Consider the following 19,758-nt stretch of genomic DNA (forward strand, 5'->3'; position numbering starts at 1 on the left):
GGGGCCGTAGGCGGCGCGCGCGAAATACTCTCCCCGCGTGTTCTCCTGGCAGGGACCACTCTGCGGAATGCGACAGTTCGGACAGTCATGACCATAATTGCAGATAGTCATATTCATGTTGAGGACTTGTGGCGTAGCTACTCAAACGGGAAGAACAGGTTCGACGCGGTCCGGGGGATCGGCTTCACGGTCGGCCCCGGTGAGCTCTTCGCCCTGCTCGGCACCAATGGCGCGGGGAAGACTTCCACGGTCGAACTGCTGGAAGGGCTGGCCCGGCCGCGCAGGGGCCTGATCCGCCTCTTCGGGTCCTGTGATCCCGTCACCGACCGCCGCCGTGTTCGCCCACGTACCGGTGTGGCGCTCCAGGACGGCGGATTCATCGCGCATCTGACCGTGGAGGAGACGCTCCGGATGAGGGCAGGGCTGATAACCGGGCCCCGCCCGATCCCCGACGTCTTGAGGCACGCGGGTCTCACGCATCGTGCGGCCGTTCCCGTGCAGAACCTCTCCGGCGGCGAGAAGCGGCGCCTCGGTCTGGCCGTCGCGGTCCTCTCCCACCCGGAGATCCTGTTCCTCGACGAGCCGACTGCCGGTATGGACGCCGAAGGCCGGCACGCCACCTGGCGACTCATCGAGGAACTGCGTGAGCGGGGAACGACGATCCTGCTCACGACCCACTACCTCGAAGAGGCGGAATCCCTGGCGGACCATCTCGCGATCATGCACCGGGGCAGGATCGCGGCCGCCGGAACAGTCACGGACATCGTCGCCGGCCACGCCTCGACCCTGTCCTTCGGCCTCGGCGCCGCCTACGGCGTGCACGACCTTCCGGTCGGGGGCGCCACCGTAGGCGGCAACGGCCGTATCACCCTCGTCACGCCCAACCTCCAGAAAGACGCCGCACGGCTCCTGGCCTGGGCCGAGGAACGGGGTGTGGAACTGGACCGGTTCACCGCGCGGCCGGCCTCCCTGGAGGAAGCGTTCATCACCATCGCCGCCGGGAATGACACCGACCACCAGGAGCAGTCCGCATGAGCGCACATTTCGCCCAGGACATCCGGCATCTGAAGGTGCTGTTCCTCACAGAGTGGAAACTGTTCAACCGGCTGAAGGCCAACTATGTCTACGCCGTGTTCGTCCCCGTCATGCTTCTCGTCGCGCTCCAGTACGCGCAGGAGCAGATGGGACTCGCGCAGGACGCGTTGGCGCCCGGACCCGTCATGGTGTCCACCTCCACCGGCGTTCTGCTCATCTTCTCCCTCTACTCCTTCATTACCAGTCTCTACGTCGTACGCCGGGACGAACTCGTCCTCAAGGGGCTGCGCACCGGAGAGGTCTCCGATCCCGTGATCCTCGCGGGCGGCGCCTCCGTGTACATCGTCATCTGTGCGGCACAGATCGTGGTGGTCGCCGCAGGCGTCTCCGTGATCTTCGGCATCGCCCCGGCCCACCCCCTCACGGCGGCGATCGGCGTACTCGTAGGCATCACGCTGATGACGGCGATGGCCGCCGCCACCGCGGCCCTGTGCCGCAGTGCCGAATCCGTCACCATAGCCACCCTGCCCGCGATCCTCCTGCTGCCTCTGATCTCCGGCGTCTACATCCCCCGCGAAATCCTGCCCGTCGCACTCGGCGACATCCTGCTCTTCGCTCCCCTGTCCCCGACCGTCGACCTGGTGCGTGCCGGGTGGACCGACGGGATGGCTCCCGGCACAGCGCTCGGCCGGGTTCTGCTCGGTTTCGCCTGGACCGCCCTGTTCGCATGGGTCGCCGCCCGAAAGTTCCGCTGGGAACCGCGAACGTGAGGCGCCGAGACCGCCGAGGTCAGGGCCGTTCGGTCGGTACGCGGGCCAACAGGGCCCGGATCTGGGCCGCTTCCTCGGAGCCGTCGGTGTCGTAGATGGCGAGTGCCTCGCGCCAGCAGGCCTCGGCCCGGCCCGTCTGCCCGATGCCGTCCAGGGCCTGTCCCAGAACGGTGAGCACATTGCCCCGGCGCCACTCCCCGCCGATGCCGCGCAGCACCGTCAGCGCCGTCTCCGCCTTGGACGCGGCCTGCGCCGGGTTCTCGGCGGCCAGATCCGTCTCGGCGAGGCGGAAGATCGTCATGCCCTCCCACAGCCGCTGCCGGCTGTCGCGGAAGACGTCCAGCGCCTTCAGGAAGCTGCTCGTCGCCTCCGCGAGGTCCCCGCTGCGGGTCAGCGCGATGCCCAGGGCGTAGCGGGCGTTCGCCCCGCGCAGGGAGTGGCCCATGCCGTCGTAGATCTCGATGCCCTTCCGGGCCAGTGTGACGGCGCTCGTCATCCGGCCCATGGCCAGGTGCACGCGGGACAGATTGCACAGCGCGGACGCCTCGCCGGGACGGTTCTCACCGGCCTGGAAGGCCTCGATCGCGCGGGTCAGATACTCCTCGCCGTCGTTGTGACGGCTCTGGTAGATCGCGATGACCCCGCGGTGGTTGTACGCCCAGCAGTCGGGCAGCGGATCGGGCGCGTCCAGCGCCAGTTCCAGGACGTGGCTGGCTTCCCGGTCGGCCTGGGCGAACCGGCCGGCCACGAGGTGCGCGTTGCTGAGCGTGACCAGCGCGCGCCGTTCGGCCCGGCGGTCGCCGCAACCGCGCGCGGCGTCCAGCATGAAGGAGGCGGCGGCCTCGTACTGCTTGGAGTTGGCCCCCGACTCGGCGAGGTCCAGGGCCGCCCACAGCAGGTCGATCGACCGGCGGAGCATCGTCGGCGCCGTCGACTGGCGCAGGCACGCCAGCAGCGGACCGGCCTCCGTGTAGAGCCAGTCCTGCGCGTCGTGCCGGTCGCTGAACGAGAGGCCGGGGCCCTCCGTGCGCTCCAGGTGGTCCACCAGCCGGTCCCCCGGGCGTTCCAGGGCGTAGACGCCTGCTGCTGTGGCCAGGTAGAAGTCCAGGAGGCGCGACAGCGCCTCCTCGCGTTCGTCCGGGCGCTGTTCGTCGCGTTCCGCGCAGGAGCGGGCGTACAGGCGGACCAGGTCGTGGTAGCGGTAGCGGCCCGGAGCGGCGGACTCGACCAGGGACGTGTCGACCAGCGCCTCCAGCAGGTCCTCCGCCGTGTGCGGGTCCAGGTCCAGGAGGGCGGCCGCGGCGGCCAGCGAGATGTCCGGGCCGTCCGCCAGGCCGAGCAGCCGGAAGGCGCGGGCCTGGGCCGGTTCCAGCTGGCCGTAGCCCAGTTCGAAGGTGGCCTTCACCGCGAGGTCGCCGGCCTGGAGCTCGTCCAGCCGGCGCCGCTCGTCCGCCAGCTTGGCGGCCAGCACGGAGACCGTCCAGGTACGGCGGGAGGCCAGCCGGGAGGCGGCGATCCGGATGGCCAGCGGCAGGAACCCGCACGCGGCGACGACGTCGAGCGCCGCCTCCCGCTCCGAGTTGATCCGCTCCTCGCCGACGATCCGGGTGAACAGCTGAAGCGCCTCGTCCGGCGACATCACGTCCAGGTCCACCAGATGGGCGCCCGCCAGGTCCACCATCCGCACCCGGCTGGTGACCAGCGCCGCGCAGCCCGCCGTACCGGGGAGCAGCGGGCGTATCTGGGCGGCGTCATGGGCGTTGTCCAGCAGGACCAGCACCCGGCGCCCGTCGAGCGTGGACCGGTAGAGCGCGGCGCGCTCGGCCGGGGTGTCCGGGATCGCCGAGTCCGGGGTGCCGAGCGCCCGCAGGAACGAGCCGAGGACCGTCTCCGGTTCGGCGGCCCGCGCCCCGGCGCCCTGGAGGTCGACGTACAGCTGCCCGTCCGGGAAGTGCTTGCGGGCCTGGTGGGCGACGTGGACGGCGAGGGTCGTCTTGCCGACGCCGCCGATGCCGGCCAGCGCGGAGACCGCCATCACGGACCCCTCCGCCGTGGCCAGCCGGTCGCCCAGCTCGCGGACGAACGCGGCCCGGCCGGTGAAGTCCGGCACGGTCGCGGGCAGCTGGGCCGGGCGGACCGGGGCCGCCGCCGGGGCCGGGTTGTCGGCCGGGCGGGCCAGCTCCTCGTCGGCGCGCAGGATGCGCTGCTGGAGCTGGGCCAGCTCCTGGCGCGGGTCCACGCCCAGCTCCTCGGCGAGCAGCCGCCGGGTGTCCGCGTACACGGCGAGCGCCTCCGCCTGCCGGCCGCTGCGGTACAGGGCGACCATCAGCAGCTCCCGCAGCCGTTCGCGCAGCGGGTGCGCCGCGGTGAGCGCGGTCAGTTCGGAGACGGACTCCGCGTGGCAGCCGGCCTCCAGGTCGAGGTCGAGCCGGGTCTCGGTGAGCTGGAGCCGCCACTCCTCAAGACGCGTGCGCTGGTACTCCGCGTAGGGGCCGGGCACGGAGGCCAGCGCCTCGCCGTCCCACAGCCCGAGCGCCTTGTTCAGCAGGGCCCGCGCCGCGTCCCGGTCACCGGACGCCCGCGCCTTCTCGGCGCCCACCGCCAGCTCCTGAGCGACGGTCAGGTCCAGCGCGTCCGGCGCGTTGCGCATCGCGTAGCCGCCGGAGTCGCTGACGAGGGTGTCGGGCCCGAGGACCTTGCGCAGCCGCGAGGCGTAGGTGCGTACCGCGGCCAGCGCCTGCGACGGCGGCTCGTCGCCCCAGATGCCGTCGATCAGCTCACCGGCCGTCGCGGTGTGGCCGCCGCGCAGCAGCAGCGCCGTCAGCAGCGCGCGCTGCTGCGGTGATCCGGATGCCAGCGGCTCACCGCCGCGCCGCACCCGTACGGGACCGAGTACGGAGAAGTGCAGCACGCCCTCGTCCTCCGGGCGCCGCTCCGGGGTTCGCTGCTGCGGAACGCGTACCCGTGGCCCGTCGTCATGGCCCATTGCTGCCTCCTGTCCCCTGCGCACGGCACGGCACGGGGCGGTGTGTCCGGATCGGTCACAGGCCGTCCGGATTGCTCCATACCGTTGATATCGCCGTCAACAGTCTGCCTTGTGAAGGGTCGGCCCGTCAGCAACGGGCGGGCCTCTGCACAAGCCCTCGACAACGATTGTGGAACGGGGCAGTTGGGGCGAGCGGGGCGTACGGGAGGGGCGCCCGCCGACGCACGGCGGACGCCCCCGCTCTCAGACCGCCGAGCGGACCACCGGCTCCTGGAGCTCGGTCACCCAGGCGTCCGGGTCCTCCGGGCACTCCAGGCTGATCTCGCGGGCGTACCCGGCGGACCGGTAGCCGTTGGCGTCGATCCAGCGGGCCAGGGTCTGGGTCGTCGGCAGCACGGCGTCCATGGAGCCGCGGTGCACGATGGTCGCCGCCTCGAACGCGGGCAGCTCCACCACCGTGACCCCGGTGTCGCCGACCGGCCCCACCGGGGCGGAGACCGTCACCCCGGCGTGCACGACGACCCGGCCGCCGCCGTCCGCCGCGTCCTCGTAGTGGGCGATCCCGGGGCCGGAGGGGCAGAGCCCGGCCTCCCCGAGGAGCGGGAAGAGCCGGTCGTACAGCGGGCCGATGACCGGCCCGATGTCCTGCGGCTCGTAGCTCCCGGCCACCCCGGTCAGCTCCGCGACCCGTACCGCCGGCACCTTCTTGATCACGACGTCGTCCGTGGACATGTGTCCCTCGCTCTCGATCGACCGGAGCCTCGCCTCGACCTGGGCCAGCCGGGCGGCCGCCGCGGCCATCGCCGCCTCCAGCTCCGTACGGCGCAGCCGCAGCATCCCGCGCAGCTCCTCCGGGCCGATCTCGTCGTCCAGGACCGACCGCACCTGCTGGAGCGTGAAGCCGAGGTCCTTGAGCGCGATGATCCGGTTGAGCCGGGCGAGCTGGGCGGCGCCGTAGTAGCGGTAGCCGGTCGAGGGGTCGGTGCGGTCCGGGCGCAGCAGCCCGATCTCGTCGTAATGACGCAGCATGCGGGCCGAAACGCGCCCGTACCGGGCGAAGTCTCCGATGGTGAACATGACGTCCTCCACTGCACGGCTTCACACGGTGTGAAGGTCAAGGGGCGGCCGGGACGGGGCCGGGCAAGGCAGGAGCCCCGCCCTCCGCCGGTGCGGGGGAGCGGGGCTCCTTGGGTACTGCTCTCACGGCCGCGATCGGCCGACCCTGGGCAACTCAGGCCGGGGTGACGTTCTCCGCCTGGGGACCCTTGGGGCCCTGGGTGACGTCGAAGTTCACGACCTGGTTCTCCTCGAGGGAGCGGAACCCGGACGCGTTGATCGCGGAGTAGTGGACGAAGACATCCGGGCCGCCGCCGTCCTGGGCGATGAAGCCGAAGCCCTTTTCAGCGTTGAACCACTTGACGGTTCCGGTAGCCATAAGCCCTCCTTGGGCCAAAGGGTTGCCCTGCTCCAGAACCTGCAATGAAGTCTGAAAACTACAAAAGCCTGCGGGGTCACATGCTCCGCAGGCTCTGTACTGCAAGGGAAACCAAACTGCAACTTGATGTCGAGCCTAGCACGCAGCATGTGGGGAGGGGTAGAGGGAAAGATCACCTCACCCGGATGTTTGATAGCCGCGCGCATGAGCCATCCGGATGGCTCATCCGAGAGGCCCTTCCCGTGTGCCGTACGCCCCCGGTGGGGCGGTGCGGCGGTGACGGGTCTAGCCTCGCGATGTGGACAATTCAACCGTTTCAAACGCCGCGGTCGACGACCGTCGCCCCCGCCCGCGCGTCGGCCACATCCAGTTCCTCAACTGCCTTCCCCTCTACTGGGGGCTGGCACGGACCGGAACCCTGCTCGACCTGGAGCTGTCGAAGGACACCCCCGAGAAGCTCAGCGAGCAGCTGGTGAGGGGCGAACTGGACATCGCCCCCGTCACCCTCGTCGAGTTCCTGCGCAACGCCGACGACCTGGTCGCCTTCCCCGACATCGCGGTCGGCTGCGACGGCCCCGTCATGTCCTGCGTGATCGTCTCGCAGCGGCCCCTGGAGGACCTGGACCGGGCGCGGGTCGCCCTGGGCTCGACCTCCCGCACCTCCGTACGCCTGGCGCGCCTGCTGCTCGCCGAGCGGTACGGCGTGAGCCCCGACTACTACACCTGCCCGCCCGACCTGGGCGTGATGATGCAGGAGGCGGACGCGGCCGTCCTGATCGGCGACGCGGCGCTGCGCGCCAACCTGCACGACGCCCCCCGGCTCGGGCTCCAGGTCCACGACCTGGGCGCGATGTGGAAGGAGTGGACGGGCCTCCCGTTCGTCTTCGCCGTCTGGGCCGCGCGCAGGGACTACCTGGCGGCCGAGCCCACCGCGGTCGAGCAGGTCCACGAGGCGTTCCTGGCCTCCCGCGACCTGTCCCTGGAGGAGGTCACCAAGGTCGCCGAGCAGGCGGCGCGCTGGGAGGCCTTCGACGCGGAGGTCCTGGAGCGCTACTTCACGACCCTCGACTTCCGCTTCGGTCCGGACCAGCTCAAGGGCGTCGCCGAGTTCGCGCGCCGCACCGGCGAGGCGGGGGGCTACCCGGCGGACGTGAAGGTGCGGCTGCTCGGCGGATGAGAACATCCCGCCGCCGGGGAAAGCCATTTTCGATTCAACTGAACACACGGTGAATGGCCGATTGCGGGAGCCATCGGGTGCGTACTCCCGATGGCTCCCGCAATCGGCTGCGGCGCCTCCCGCAATCCACCGGCGGACGACCGGCGCATTCACGCCTTTTATCGCGGTGAATGACGTCGTTCGTTCCCTTGGGGGCGAAATCGGCGGATGGTTTCTCCCGTGGCCGGACGAGACTTCCGGACACGAACTAGGCTTCGGTCGGAGGTCAGGCCGGTTCACAGGGGGAGTCCTTAATATGCAGCCGCTGGAAGCCGGGGAACCGCTGAGCATCGGCGCCTACCGGCTGCTCGGCAGACTCGGCGCCGGCGGCATGGGCCGGGTGTACCTCGGGCGCAGCGCCGGCGGGCGCACCGTCGCCGTCAAGGTCGTCCACCCCCACTTCGCGCTCGACGAGCAGTTCCGCGCCCGGTTCCGGCGCGAGGTGGAGGCCGCCCGGCGGATCGGCGCCCAGTGGACCGCGCCCGTCCTGGACGCCGACCCGGACGCCCCCGTCCCCTGGGTCGCCACCGGATACGTGGCCGGCCCGCCGCTCTCCGCCGCCGTCACCGAGCACGGCCCGCTGCCCGAACACGCGGTACGGGTGCTGGGCGCCGGACTCGGCGAGGCGCTGGCGGCCGTGCACGAGCGGGGCCTGATCCACCGGGACGTGAAGCCGTCCAACGTCCTGCTCGCCCTCGACGGCCCCCGCCTCATCGACTTCGGCATCGCGCGGGCCATCGACGCCACCGCCTCGCTCACCTCCACCGGGGTCTCCGTCGGCTCACCCGGCTACATGGCGCCGGAGCAGATCCGGGGCACCGACCTCTCCGGCGCGGCGGACGTCTTCTCGCTGGGCGCGGTCCTGGCGTACGCGGCGACCGGCTCCGCGCCCTTCCTCGGCGACTCGTCGGCCGTCCTCCTCTACAAGGTGGTGCACGAGGAACCCGAGCTGGGCGAGCTGGAGGGCCCGCTGCGCGAGACCATCGCCGCCTGCCTGGCCAAGGACCCGGCGCGGCGGCCCACCCCGGCCGAGCTGGCCCGCCGCCTGCTGCCGGGCGGCGCGGCGGCGGCGGTGGCCGCGGGCTGGCTGCCGGGCCCGCTGGTGCGCCAGGTCAGCCGCTCGGCGGTGGCCCTGCTGGACCTGGAACCGCAGGAGGCCCCGGACCGGTCGGGCCCGGTCCCGTTCAGCAACCCGTCCTTCGGCGCGTTCACCGGCGGCCCGGCGGTCCCGGACGCGGGCGACCCGCAGTCCGGAGCGGCCGGTGGGTACGGGGCCTTCGGCCCGCCGCATCCGCCGACCGCCGGGGCGGACGGGCTGCCGGGGCAGCGGACCGGCGGGCGCAGCCTGACCTTCGGCGCCACGGCGGGCGGGGACGGCGCGGGGCGGCGCCGGGTGAGCTGCACGCTGGCCCTGGCGGTGGCCGGGGCGCTGGCCGCGGTGACCGTGGGCAGCGCGTTCCTGCTGGACCTGATGCCGGGCAGCGGCGGCGACACCACCAACGTCGGCCAGGGCGAGTCGCGGCCCACCCCGTCCGCCCCGTCGAAGCCCTCGGCGGCGGCCACCGGACCGGCCACCCAGCGCCCCACGGCGACCCCCGGCGAGGCCGCCGAACTGCCCGAGGCGTTCGTCGGCACCTGGAAGGGACCGCTCACCGAGAAGACCAGCGGCCAGCCGCACGGCACGCTCACCGCCGTGTTCGAGAAGGGCCGCACGGGCACGGACGTCCTGCGCCTGACGACCAGCCTCTCCCTCGGCATCGAGGTCAACTGCTACAGCGTCGCCACCCTCACCGCCGTCTCCGGCGACGAACTGGAGCTGCGCGAGCGCGCCGACCCCGACCGCCCGAGCACGGCCGGCCTCTGCACCGTCAACCCGGCCGATCTCCACTTCACCCGCCAGGACGACGGGACGCTCCGGTTCCGCTCGGACGAGAAGGCGGCCGGACTCCCGTACGGCACGCTGACCCGGTCCGGCGGCTGACCGCCGAGCCCGCTGGCGTACGCTGAACCGGTTCGTAGATCCGTTGGAAAACCGCCGAAAGGTGACAGCCGGTGACCGAGAAGGTTGACCTTCAGCCCATCCTCGACCGCGCCGCCGAAGGCGGCCGGATCACCCCGGAGGAGGCGCTCGACCTCTACCGGTCGGCGCCGCTGCACGCCCTGGGCGCCGCGGCCGACGCCGTACGCCGCCGCCGCTACGCCGGTACGGAGCACATCGCGACGTACATCATCGAGCGCAACATCAACTACACCAACGTGTGCGTCACGGCGTGCAAGTTCTGCGCGTTCTACGCCGCCCCGAAGGACACCGCCAAGGGCTGGTCCCGCGACCTGGACGACATCCTGCGCCGCTGCGCGGAGACGGTCGAGCTGGGCGGCACACAGATCATGTTCCAGGGCGGGCACCACCCGGACTACGGCGTGGAGTACTACGAGGAGCACTTCTCGGCGATCAAGAAGGCGTTCCCGCAGCTGGTGATCCACTCGCTGGGCGCCTCCGAGATCGAGCACATGGCCCGTATCTCCAAGGTCTCCGCCGAGGAGGCGATCAGCCGCATCCACGCCGCCGGTCTCGACTCCTTCGCGGGCGCCGGCGCCGAACTGCTGCCCGCCAGGCCGCGCACCGCCATCGCGCCGCTCAAGGAGTCCGGCGAGCGCTGGCTGGAGATCATGGAGATCGCGCACGGCCTCGGCGTGGAGTCCACCTCCACCATGCTGATGGGCACCGGCGAGACGAACGCCGAGCGCATCGAGCACCTGCGCATGATCCGGGACGTACAGGACCGCACCGGCGGCTTCCGCGCCTTCATCCCGTACACGTACCAGCCGGAGAACAACAAGCTGAAGGGCCGCACGCAGGCCACGCTCTTCGAGTACCTGCGGATGATCGCCATCGCCCGGCTCTTCCTGGACAACGTCGCCCACATCCAGGGCTCCTGGCTCACCACCGGCAAGGAGGTCGGCCAGCTGTCGCTGCACTACGGCGCGGACGACCTGGGCTCGATCATGCTGGAGGAGAACGTCGTCTCGTCGGCCGGCGCGAAGCACCGCTCCAACCGGCTGGAGATCATCGACCTGATCCGCAAGGCCGACCGCGTCCCGGCCCAGCGCGCCACCACGTACGAGCACCTCGTCGTGCACGACGACCCGGCGAACGACCCGGTCGACGAGCGCGTCGTCTCGCACATCTCGTCCGTGGCGATCGAGGGCGGCACCGCCCACCCGGAGCTGAAGCTCCTCGGCGCGAAGTAGGACCGTGCTGACGATTCATACCGCCGCCCTGCTGCTGCCGGGCGGCGGTCGCGCGGCCGTGGCCGGCGGCGCCGTCGCCGTACGGGACGGGGCGGTCGCCGCGTTCGGACCGTACGGGGAACTCGCCGCCGCCCACCCCGGCGCCCGCGTCCGGCGCTGGCCCGGCGTCCTGACCCCCGGCCTCCTCCAGCCGGACGCCGTCCGGCTGCTGGAGCAGTGGTACTTCCCCGACCCGCGCGAGGCGGACACCCTGGGCACCGAGCCCCTGACCGGCGCCGCGCTCGACGCGCTGGGCCCCGGGGACACCTGGCGGGCCGGCAGCGTGCGGCGCGGGCTGCAGCGGATGCTCCGGCACGGCACGACGCATCTCGCGGGCCGGTTCACCGATGCGGCGGCCGGTACCGTCGTCACCCGCTCCGGGCTGACAGTGGTCCCGCCTTCCGGAAACCACGGCCTGCCCGGCGAACCCGCCCTCGATCCCTTCGTGCGAGGCCATGACGTGCCCGGCTCGGAGCACGGCCCCCTCGCCGCGGGCGGCCGCGCCGACTTCGCGGTCTTCGACGTGCCGGATGTGACGACGCTCTGCGCGGCGGGTGCGCGGACGTGCGTGGCGACGGTGCTGGGCGGCCGACTGGTGTACCGCCGGCGGTGAGGGGAAACCTCCTGCACTCAGAGCGCCGGCGGGCCGGAAAGGTTGAAGACGATTTCTTCATCGTCCTGAATAGTGTGCCCACCGACCGAAAATCGCCTGTGCGCTCTGAATTAGCTCGGGCGCACTTTCCAGCGTGTAGGTGCAGGTGAGGCAGACGGCCGGGATCTCCAGCTTCTCCAGTGCGGCGAGGAGGCAGACCTGTAAACGGCTGAGACCGCCGAGCTTGGTGCGGAGGTTGGCGATGTGGAACTTCGCGGTGCGCGGCGTGATGTGGAGGGATGCCGCAAGATCGTCATTCGACGGCCCGTTGTGCAGAGCGGCGAATACCTGACGTTCCATCGGAGTGAGGTGGTGGAGCGGGGTCCGTGTCAGCTGTGTCCAATGGTTTCCCTGGTGGCGCCGTGTATTGCTGTGATCTGTGCACACTAGGCAGTGAATCCTCATGATCCCCCCCCGGGCAACGTCGCTCTATTAGATGGCCGTCGCCATGTCTTTGAGTGTCGGTGACGTCGTTTCCTGCGGGGCGAGTTGCAGGGGTCTCGGCTTCGCCCGCGGCTTGCGTGGTCGTCGTTCTTCGGGGAAGAGCGAGAGGCTGATCGTGTGGGTGACCTTGGTGGTGGCGGGCTCGTCCGGTTTGAGGGTGCGGTATCCGGTGGTGCTGCGTTTGGTGGCGCGGGGTGCGGCACGTCCGGGGCGGGGACGGACGGCCTCGCGGGTCAGGTCGGCCTGGATGTCACGGATCCTGGCGGCCAGTTGCCGAGGGGGGAAAGTCCGCGCCGACGGAACGTCGGGCGGCGGCGAGGGTGTTCTTGAAGCTGATGTGCGAGACGGGGAGGTTCGCGTGGTGGGCGGCGTCCACGGCCAGGTCGTGTACGGCCTGGTAGACGCAGAGCATGGCCCACAGTTCCTGCTCGACCATGGCGGGACTGTTGGACCGGAGGGTCGCGGTGCGTCCTCCCCGCTGTTCGATCTTGATGTGCTTGAAGATCGTCTCGCTGGTCCAGCGGGCGGTGTACAGCTCTGCCAGCTCTGCGGCGGGTGCCGCCTCGGGGTCCAGGAGCGTGGTGATCAGGCAGAACAGCTCCGAGGTCTCCTCACTGTCGCCGTCCGCGCCGATCGTGGTGGTGACCACGGTGTACTCCACGGCGCGCACGGTGATCCGGGCGCCGCGCGGCCCGTTCAGGCGGGTGAGGAAGGTGCCGTCGGCCAGAACCTCATGCGGCCGCAGGGTGAAGGAATCCGAGACCCGCCACAGGAGTTCGGCCCCGGTGACCGCGGCTGCCCGCCACAGCTCATAGGCTGGAAAGCCCCGGTCGGCCATCAACAGGATGCCTTCCCGCAGGTGCACCAGGAGGCGGGCGGCCAAGGTGCGCTCGCCGACGGCGAAGGAGTCGAAGACCGCACCGATCAACGCCTTCGTGCCGCACTCCACCAGCGCGAGGAGCCTCACCTGCGGGTACGGTCCAGGCCGATTTCCGTTGGAGGCACGGGTGTAGGCGGCAGCGTTCGCCTCGCTGTCAGGAACGTCCAGCAGTGTGCCGTCCATGGAGGTCAGCCGCAGCCCGCGCCAGAAAGCCCCCGGCGTGGCCGCAGTGCCGGTGCAACCGGCGACCCGGTCGAAGAGCAGTCGCAGCGGCCCCGCACCCAGCCGGGCCCGCGCCGTTGTCAGAGACCCCGTGCGCGCCGGACGCCACACCTCCCGCGCCCGGCGCGGCCAGTGCTCCACCAACTCCCGCAGCACCAGGCCGTATCCGTCACCGCTGAACAGCCACATCGTCAGGACGAAATACACCATCAGCCGGGCCGGCAACGACCGGGTCCGCTCCTCGCGCGCCCCCGCCTCATCGACCACGAAGTCGACCAGCTCGGGCGTGAACGTACGCGACAGCACCCCCATCCGGACCCGCTCCGGGTACGTCTCACCAACTATGTGATCTCTCGGCACAAGACCGAGACTCTACGCGATCATGAACTAAGCGAGCGACGTTGCCCCCCCGGGAGTCAGCACGGATTCTTGAACCTAGCACGCGGATCGGTCGGCCAACGGGACAGTTTTGCGATGCGGATTCGTCGGGCCTGGACGTGCGGGCGGGACGCCGCTGTCCCGGACTGACCGTGGCCGCGTCCGGCGTCAGGGCGACGCCCCCCATTCATCGGGTCACTCGAGGTCGGCCGTGGAGACCGAGGAGATCCGGTTCTTGAAGGTGCTCGATGCGTTTCCCTTGTAGCCTGCCGGGAGGTAGCCGAAGGACCCGGTGAAATTCGTGCCCGTGTAGACGAGCAGTGAATTGTTGGTAGTGCGGTTCCAGTACGAGGCGACGTTGTTGTCCACTTTCTGCCCCGCGCAGCTCAGCGAACCCTTGAAGTAGTCGTTTCCGAGGTTGCTGTCCGAGCCGTAGGCGGCGATGTCGAGCACGGAGCTGCCCTGGTTCGAATTGCAGAACAAGCCCAGCTCTCCGGCGGTGAGCCAGCCATCCTTCGCTGAAGCCGAGGCTGTGCCGCTCATGGCCAGGGAAGAGGCGGCGACCGTTGCAGCGAATAGTTCGGGGGTGACCCTCCGCATCAGAGATCCGGTGCGCATGAAATCTCCTCTTTCCGGGGTCTTGGAAGTGTGCCGAATGGGTGGTGCTGTCTTCATGAGGTGAGCTGCGCGGCGAGCCGAAGCCGGGCATCCAATTGCTTCTTGACGGAGTCGAGCGTCTCTGCGTTCTGCTCGATCAGACGCTTCTGATAAGCGGTCTCGACGGTGAACCAGATTCCGACCAGATTGGTTTTCCTCTTGCAGGACACGTCCTGGCGGGCCGCGGTCATCGCCTTCGGCGAGCCCAGCGCACCGTCGTCGAACCCGAGGTCGTCCTGAGGGCTCACCGGATCGTCCGTCGTGTAGCCGTGCTTCTTCATACAGGCCGACCACGCCTTGATCGCCTTGCGTACCCGGCTGTCCTCGCGGGAGCGGCTGTAGGCGTCGAAGCCGAAGTTCTGCGGGACCATGATGTCCACGGAGTCCTTCTTCGGCGCGTAGAGCTTGAGGTACCCCTCGCGCAGGCAGCCGCCTGCGGGTACCTTCTGCCCGCCGACGGTGATCGCCCCCTTGCCGGTCTGCTCGGCCTCCTCCTGGCTCATCGGGACCGGGTCCGAGGGATTGACCTTGTCCTTGCCGTTGAGTACCAGCTTCTCGTTGGGGCCGAGGGCCTGCTGTGCCGGCTTCTGCTCGGTCTTGTTCACCTCGGGGTTGTCGTAGCCGTCCCGCTCGGCGGCTGCGGCGCTGCTGACCCCGTACCGCCTTGCGTTGTCACCGCTGCTGCGCCCCTGCTTGCGTACGGCGAAGCGGTACCCGTAACGCTTCATGCACTGATCGATGAGCATGTCCTGAGCCTCATTGAGCGTCCCGCGCTGCTGAGCGGTGGGCATGTACACGTCGAGGGGGAAGCGGAGGGAGGTGCTGTCCAGGAGAGCCGGCACGTTGCCGACCGGCGGCTCCTTCGCGGTGTCGTCGGCCTTCCCGTCGGACGACGAGCAGGACGTGAGGGCGAGTACGAGGACGGCGGTCGCCATGCCCAGGCGGGCGGTCGGGCGGTGGCGTTGCGAGGGCATGGTGGCTCCGTGGGAAAGCGGGGTAGTGTTCCTCGACCACACTGCTCCGCCCGGCGCTTACGGGCGGAGCAGTGTGCGTTGTTCCGGCGGCCGGCCTGTGGCTGTGCTGGTCGGTCGCACGGGATGCCGTGCGGGCCGGTGTCAGTTGAGGTATGCCGACGAGATGGTGTTCCGGAAATTGGACGAGGCGTCGCCGCGGTAGCCGGCGGGGATGAAGCCGTCGGTGCCGTTGCCGTTGGAGTCGGTGTGCACACTCCACTCGTAGGTGTCCAGGTTCAGGTAGGACTCGGTCCAGTCGTTGGTCGTGTGACCGGCGCAGCTCTGGGAGCCCTTGAAGTAGTCGTTCGAGAAGTTGTCGTCGTGGAGGTAGAGGTCGAAGACGGAGTTCCCCTGGTTCTGGAAGCAGAACAGGCCGAACTCGCCACTGGTGAGCCAGCCGTCCTTCTCCGCGGCACCGGCGCTGCCGGTACCCATGGCGACGGCGGAGACGACGATGCCGGCCGCGGCGGCGGCGCGCAGGAGTCTGCGAGTGTTCAAGAGACAGCCCTTTCGGTGTGTACGGAACTGCGGGCGTGGTCGTCGGACCGGCCCGGCCGGAGGGTCCGACGTCCTCCGGCTCGGGCCGCCGGACAGTGAATCAGCAACAACTCGCCTGCTACCACTGTCCATTGGGCCAGTGTGCTGCCGGCGGCGCGTGGATTACCGTGACGGAATGGTGCGGGACCGGTCCGCGCCTTGCTCCGGAGCCGGTGCGCGGCGGGAGCATCGCGAAGGAGTTCTCTCTGTGTTTCCTCGACGAGTCCGGACGGCTGCTGCCCCGGCTCTGTTCACGCTTGCCCTGGTCCTTACCGGATGCTCCGGCGGGTCGGACGGCGGTGACGCCCCCGCCGCGAAGTCCTCTGCCCCCGGGCCCGCCGAGACGAAGAAGGATGCGGCCGACCCTCAGCAGGCCGACTATTTCGCCTGCCTCGGTGAGAAGGGGCTCCCCATGCGGGACACCGATTCGGGGGTCCCCGTGGTGGACGAGGCGAAGGCCGATCCGGCGAAGGTGAAGCAGGCGGAGAAGGACTGCGCGGACAGACTGGTCGTGCCCGACGCCGACGCCTCGGAGCTCGCCCACGCACAGGAACTCACCGATTGCATGCGGAGGAACGGTGTCGACGACTTTCCCGACCCCGACCCGAAGACCGGTGAGGTCGATGTCGAGGACCTGGACTTGAAGAGCTCACCGAAGGCGATGGCGGCCTTGAAGAAGTGCGGTGGTGAGGACCGGAGCAAGACCAACGGCACGGTCGGCGGATGACGGAGCCGGGGCAGTCCCGGCCACCGGAGCAGCCGGTCGGTTCGGCGCTGACGAAGCGGCGACGCTGGGTGGCCCTGGTCGTGGCCGGCGCGGTGGTCCTGTCCGGCGCCGGTATAGCCGCGTCCCAGTTGATCAAGTCTCCCGGACAGGTGGCCGCCGACGCGGGGCCGCCGCCGATGGACGTGCTGGTGGCCAGAGTCGAGAAGCGGGTGCTGAAGGACACGGTCATCGTGCGGGGAACGGCCACCGCCGCACAGACCGTGCAGGTGACCCCTGTGGCGGGAGCCGAGGGATCGGGTACTCCCGTCGTCACCAAGATGCCGTTGGCCGCCGGTGACCGGATCACCCCCGGGCGGGTCCTGCTGGAGGTCTCTGGGCGGCCGGTGTTCGTTCTGCCCGGCAGGCTGCCCGTCTACCGCGATTTGAAGCCCGGCGCCACGGGCGAAGACGTCAAGCAACTGCAACGTGCTCTCGCCTCGCGGGGACACGCGGTGGGCTCCGACCGCCCGGGCACTTTCGGAGCGGGTACCAAGGCGGCGCTCACCGCGTTCTACACGTCGATCGGCTACGACCCGCTTCCCGCGATCGCGGACGGCGGCGCGTCCGTGACGGCGGCGGAGGAGGCGGTGACGAACGCACAGCGTGCGGTTGAGGACGCCGAGGACGCGGCCGCCGATGGCGCCGGGGGCGAAGCGAAGGGCGAGGACGGCGGGGTGGACGCGAACGGGGCGGCGAAGGGCGTCGGCTCCACCGGTGGGTCCGACCGCTCCCTGAAGCGGGCCCGGGAAGACCTCACCAGGGCACGGGCCAAGCTCACCGAAGCCCGCGCGTCCGCCGGGCCGATGCTGCCGGCGGGCGAGGTGGTGTTCCTGGACGGCTTCCCCGCCCGGGTGGACTCCGTGCAGGCTCGTACGGGATCCCAGGTGACGGGTGCCGTCATGACGGTCTCGGCCGGGGCCCTCGTGGTACGCGCCCAACTGCAGGAGCAGCAGAAGGGGCTGGTCCGTGCCGGTCAGAAGGTGCAGATCCTCTCGGAGGTAAGCGGGGTCACGGCCTCGGCGAAGGTGCTGACGGTGGCCTCCAGCATGTCCCGGCCGCCCGCCGCCGGCCCGGTGGACGGATCCGCTTCGGGAGGTCGGACGCAGGGACAGGCGGGCGAACGCGGCTACGCGATGGTGGTCCGCCCCGACAAGCCGCTCAGCGGCGAACTGGTCGGCCAGGACGTGCGGCTGACCATCGAGGCGGCTGCCACGGACGGTGCCGCTCTCGTGGTTCCGGTCAGCGCGGTCTCGGCCGGTGCGGACGGACGGACCACGGTCACCGTCGTCAACGGCTCGGGCCGCAGGCAGGTCGAAGTGCGTCCAGGCACCAGCGGCGACGGGTACGTGGAGATCAAACCCGTCACCCCGGGCGGGGTGAAGGAGGGAGACAACGTCGTGACGGGCGTCAATCCGGGCGCCCCCGCGGACGGCGCGGAGACGGGCCAGTGATCCGCCTCCCGCCCGGCGCCGCGCCGGAGACGGGCCCGGCTTCCGTGGGCGCGTCGGACGGCACTGCCGCGCACCCCGTCATCGAGTTCCGCCGGGCCGGTCTCACGTACCCGGGCCCCCCGCCGGTTCCCGCACTCGAACCCTGCGATCTGCGGATCGAGCGGGGCGAGTTCGTGACCGTCGTCGGTCCGTCGGGCTCCGGCAAGTCGACGTTCCTCAACATCGCGGGGCTGCTGGACGTGCCGACGTCCGGTGCGTATCTGCTGGACGGCATCGACACGGGTGCGCTGAAGGACGGGGATCGCACTGCCCTGCGGGGCCGCCGTATCGGCTTCGTCTTCCAATCGTTCCATCTACTGCCGCACCGCTCGGCCCTGGAGAACGTGACCCTCGCCATGCTCTACAACGGCTTCCGCCGCCGCGACCGTACGGGTCTGGCCCGCGAGGCGCTGGAACGTGTCGGTCTCGGCCACCGCGTCGGTGCCCTGCCGACGCGCCTGTCCGGCGGTGAGCGCCAACGGGTCGCCATCGCCCGGGCCCTGGTGGCGCGTCCCTCACTGCTGCTGTGCGACGAGCCGACCGGAAACCTCGACTCCGTCAACGCGGAGACGGTCCTCACGCTCCTCGACGAACTGCACGCCGGCGGCATGACCGTCCTCGTCATCACCCATGACCCGGACGTCGCTGCCCGGGGAAACCGGACGCTGACCATCCGGGACGGCCGCCTTCATGAGAGGGCGGCCACCGCATGAGGCGCCCGTCCGGCCGGAGGAGGACCTCGGGAAGTGCCGTGGAACCATCCCGGTTCACCCCGCGGGACGCCCTCGCCGAGTCGCTCGCCGGTGTGCTTCAGCGTCCTGCGCGCTCGGCCCTCACCGCCCTCGGGACCGTGCTCGGGGTCGGCACCTTCGTCGCCGTCCTCGGGCTGACTGCGACGACCTCCTCGCAGATCGATGCCCGCTTCAACGTGCTCAGCGCCACCGAGGTGGAGGTCGAGGACGTCGCCGTCGACACCAACGAGTTCGCCGGCCCCGGCTTTCCCGCAGACGCTGACGTGCGGGTGGAACGCCTCGGCGGCGTCCAGCACGCCGGCGTCTACTACTCCGTGCGCCTTGACGCGGGGGAGGCGGTCCGCTCCGCACCGGTCGGAGCCGGTGCGGAGGGCGGGAAGACCGATGTGGTGGCGGCTTCGCCGGGGGCCCTGGCCGCGGCCGGCCCGACGCTCACGCAGGGCAGGCTCTACGACGACTACCACTCCCGCGCCAGGGAACGCGTCGCGGTGCTCGGGGCCTCCACCGCGGCGCGCCTGGGCATCACCACCCTGGAGACCCGGCCCGCTGTCTTCATCGGGGACGAGCCGTTCACCGTGATCGGGATCATCGGCAACGTCAAGCGCAAGTCGGACCTGCTGATGTCCGTCCTCGTCCCCCGCACCACGGCCGAAGACGTCTGGGGGCCGCCGAAGGAGTCCGGCAGCCGGATGCTCATCGCGACCGATCTGGGTGCCGCCCAGCAGGTGGCGCGGCTGGCCCCCACCGCATTACGGCCGGACCACCCCGAGTACCTCAAGGCGGTGGCACCCCCCGACCCGAAGACGTTGCGGACAAACGTGACGTCCGACCTCGACCAACTCTTCCTCGTACTGGCCGGGATCTGCTTGGTCATCGGAGCCGTGGGCATCGCCAACACCACCCTGGTGGCCGTCCTGGAACGGACGGGGGAGATCGGGCTGAGACGTGCGCTCGGGGCACGCGGCAGGCACATCACCGCACAGTTCCTCGCGGAGTCCGGGGCACTGGGCGCCCTCGGCGGCCTGATCGGGACATCCCTGGGCACCCTGACCGTGGTGACGGTCGCGGTGATCCGGGACTGGACCCCGGTGATCCACCCCGGCACGGTTGCGGCGGCGCCTGTCATCGGACTGGTCACCGGTGTCGTGGCCGGGCTGTACCCGGCGTGGCGGGCGGCCCGCGTCGAGCCCGCCGAGGCGCTCCGGCGCTGAACCGCCCCGCCTCGGACGTTCCG

At 70.7% G+C, this 19,758-nt stretch carries 18 protein-coding genes; 10 read left to right on the forward strand and 8 right to left on the reverse strand.

The features are described 5' to 3' along the window. Positions 1–126 precede the first annotated feature (126 nt). Together DNK56_RS21360 and DNK56_RS21365 are read left to right on the forward strand one after the other, a co-directional pair. Positions 127–1,035, forward strand: a complete 909-nt coding sequence (locus tag DNK56_RS21360; protein ID WP_241990047.1) for an ABC transporter ATP-binding protein — start codon at positions 127–129, stop codon at positions 1,033–1,035. Continuing rightward, positions 1,032–1,805 carry an ABC transporter permease gene (locus tag DNK56_RS21365; RefSeq protein ID WP_111337145.1) on the forward strand — a complete coding sequence of 258 codons (774 nt, stop codon included), beginning with the start codon at positions 1,032–1,034 and terminating at the stop codon, positions 1,803–1,805. Before DNK56_RS21360 ends, DNK56_RS21365 begins: the two co-directional genes overlap by 4 nt. A gap of 19 nt (positions 1,806–1,824) precedes the next feature. Here DNK56_RS21365 and DNK56_RS21370 read toward each other — a convergent pair whose 3' ends face one another. The 3 genes from DNK56_RS21370 to DNK56_RS21380 all read right to left on the reverse strand — a co-directional run bounded on the left by DNK56_RS21370 (position 1,825) and on the right by DNK56_RS21380 (position 6,226). Then, entirely contained in the window at positions 1,825–4,791 is a 2,967-nt protein-coding gene (locus DNK56_RS21370) for an AfsR/SARP family transcriptional regulator (protein WP_111337147.1), read from the reverse strand. A 243-nt stretch (positions 4,792–5,034) separates the two neighbouring features. Next, a complete protein-coding gene (locus DNK56_RS21375; RefSeq protein WP_111339451.1) occupies positions 5,035–5,868 on the reverse strand; it encodes a MerR family transcriptional regulator in 834 nt (277 codons plus the stop codon). 154 nt (positions 5,869–6,022) lie between these two features. Next, on the reverse strand, positions 6,023–6,226 hold the full coding sequence (locus tag DNK56_RS21380; RefSeq protein ID WP_003967102.1) for a cold-shock protein: 204 nt from the start codon (positions 6,224–6,226) through the stop codon (positions 6,023–6,025). Positions 6,227–6,524: 298 nt separating this feature from the next. On the opposite strand from DNK56_RS21380, the gene DNK56_RS21385 reads away from it, so the two are divergent. The 4 genes from DNK56_RS21385 (at position 6,525) to DNK56_RS21400 (ending at position 11,346) form a co-directional block, all read left to right on the forward strand. Continuing rightward, complete coding sequence (locus tag DNK56_RS21385) at positions 6,525–7,403, forward strand: menaquinone biosynthetic enzyme MqnA/MqnD family protein (RefSeq protein ID WP_111337149.1); 879 nt, start codon at positions 6,525–6,527, stop codon at positions 7,401–7,403. 295 nt (positions 7,404–7,698) lie between these two features. Beyond that, the gene (locus DNK56_RS21390) at positions 7,699–9,423 is read left to right on the forward strand and encodes a serine/threonine-protein kinase (RefSeq protein WP_111337151.1); all 1,725 of its coding nucleotides are present in this window, start codon (positions 7,699–7,701) and stop codon (positions 9,421–9,423) included. A 71-nt stretch (positions 9,424–9,494) separates the two neighbouring features. Then, the gene (mqnC, locus tag DNK56_RS21395; RefSeq protein ID WP_111337153.1) at positions 9,495–10,694 is read left to right on the forward strand and encodes a cyclic dehypoxanthinyl futalosine synthase; all 1,200 of its coding nucleotides are present in this window, start codon (positions 9,495–9,497) and stop codon (positions 10,692–10,694) included. Between the two features lie 4 nt (positions 10,695–10,698). Then, the gene (locus DNK56_RS21400) at positions 10,699–11,346 is read left to right on the forward strand and encodes an imidazolonepropionase-like domain-containing protein (RefSeq protein ID WP_111337155.1); all 648 of its coding nucleotides are present in this window, start codon (positions 10,699–10,701) and stop codon (positions 11,344–11,346) included. A gap of 57 nt (positions 11,347–11,403) precedes the next feature. Here DNK56_RS21400 and DNK56_RS21405 read toward each other — a convergent pair whose 3' ends face one another. The 5 genes from DNK56_RS21405 to DNK56_RS21425 all read right to left on the reverse strand — a co-directional run bounded on the left by DNK56_RS21405 (position 11,404) and on the right by DNK56_RS21425 (position 15,477). Then, a complete protein-coding gene (locus DNK56_RS21405) occupies positions 11,404–11,685 on the reverse strand; it encodes a helix-turn-helix domain-containing protein (protein ID WP_158558490.1) in 282 nt (93 codons plus the stop codon). A 394-nt stretch (positions 11,686–12,079) separates the two neighbouring features. Next, complete coding sequence (locus DNK56_RS21410; protein ID WP_111329449.1) at positions 12,080–13,243, reverse strand: IS4 family transposase; 1,164 nt, start codon at positions 13,241–13,243, stop codon at positions 12,080–12,082. 261 nt (positions 13,244–13,504) lie between these two features. Further along, on the reverse strand, positions 13,505–13,927 hold the full coding sequence (locus DNK56_RS21415) for a peptidase inhibitor family I36 protein (RefSeq protein ID WP_158558489.1): 423 nt from the start codon (positions 13,925–13,927) through the stop codon (positions 13,505–13,507). Between the two features lie 53 nt (positions 13,928–13,980). Next, positions 13,981–14,940: a hypothetical protein gene (locus DNK56_RS21420; RefSeq protein ID WP_111337161.1), complete on the reverse strand. Its 960-nt coding sequence runs from the start codon at positions 14,938–14,940 to the stop codon at positions 13,981–13,983. 141 nt (positions 14,941–15,081) lie between these two features. Then, positions 15,082–15,477: a hypothetical protein gene (locus tag DNK56_RS21425; protein ID WP_111337163.1), complete on the reverse strand. Its 396-nt coding sequence runs from the start codon at positions 15,475–15,477 to the stop codon at positions 15,082–15,084. A 175-nt stretch (positions 15,478–15,652) separates the two neighbouring features. Between DNK56_RS21425 and DNK56_RS34770 the strand changes: the two genes are divergently transcribed. Genes DNK56_RS34770 through DNK56_RS21445 form a run of 4 tightly spaced genes read left to right on the forward strand, consistent with a single transcriptional unit; the run spans position 15,653 to position 19,735 of the window. Then, positions 15,653–16,243 carry a hypothetical protein gene (locus DNK56_RS34770; protein ID WP_146610445.1) on the forward strand — a complete coding sequence of 197 codons (591 nt, stop codon included), beginning with the start codon at positions 15,653–15,655 and terminating at the stop codon, positions 16,241–16,243. Next, positions 16,240–17,733 (forward strand): peptidoglycan-binding protein, encoded by a 1,494-nt coding sequence (locus DNK56_RS21435; RefSeq protein WP_241990048.1) that lies wholly within the window; start codon positions 16,240–16,242, stop codon positions 17,731–17,733. Before DNK56_RS34770 ends, DNK56_RS21435 begins: the two co-directional genes overlap by 4 nt. A 44-nt stretch (positions 17,734–17,777) precedes the next feature. Then, positions 17,778–18,485: an ABC transporter ATP-binding protein gene (locus DNK56_RS21440; protein ID WP_111339454.1), complete on the forward strand. Its 708-nt coding sequence runs from the start codon at positions 17,778–17,780 to the stop codon at positions 18,483–18,485. Beyond that, positions 18,482–19,735: an ABC transporter permease gene (locus DNK56_RS21445; protein WP_111337167.1), complete on the forward strand. Its 1,254-nt coding sequence runs from the start codon at positions 18,482–18,484 to the stop codon at positions 19,733–19,735. Before DNK56_RS21440 ends, DNK56_RS21445 begins: the two co-directional genes overlap by 4 nt. Positions 19,736–19,758: the final 23 nt, after the last annotated feature.

Source organism: Streptomyces sp. AC1-42W, from assembly GCF_003248355.1.
Taxonomy (GTDB): domain Bacteria; phylum Actinomycetota; class Actinomycetes; order Streptomycetales; family Streptomycetaceae; genus Streptomyces.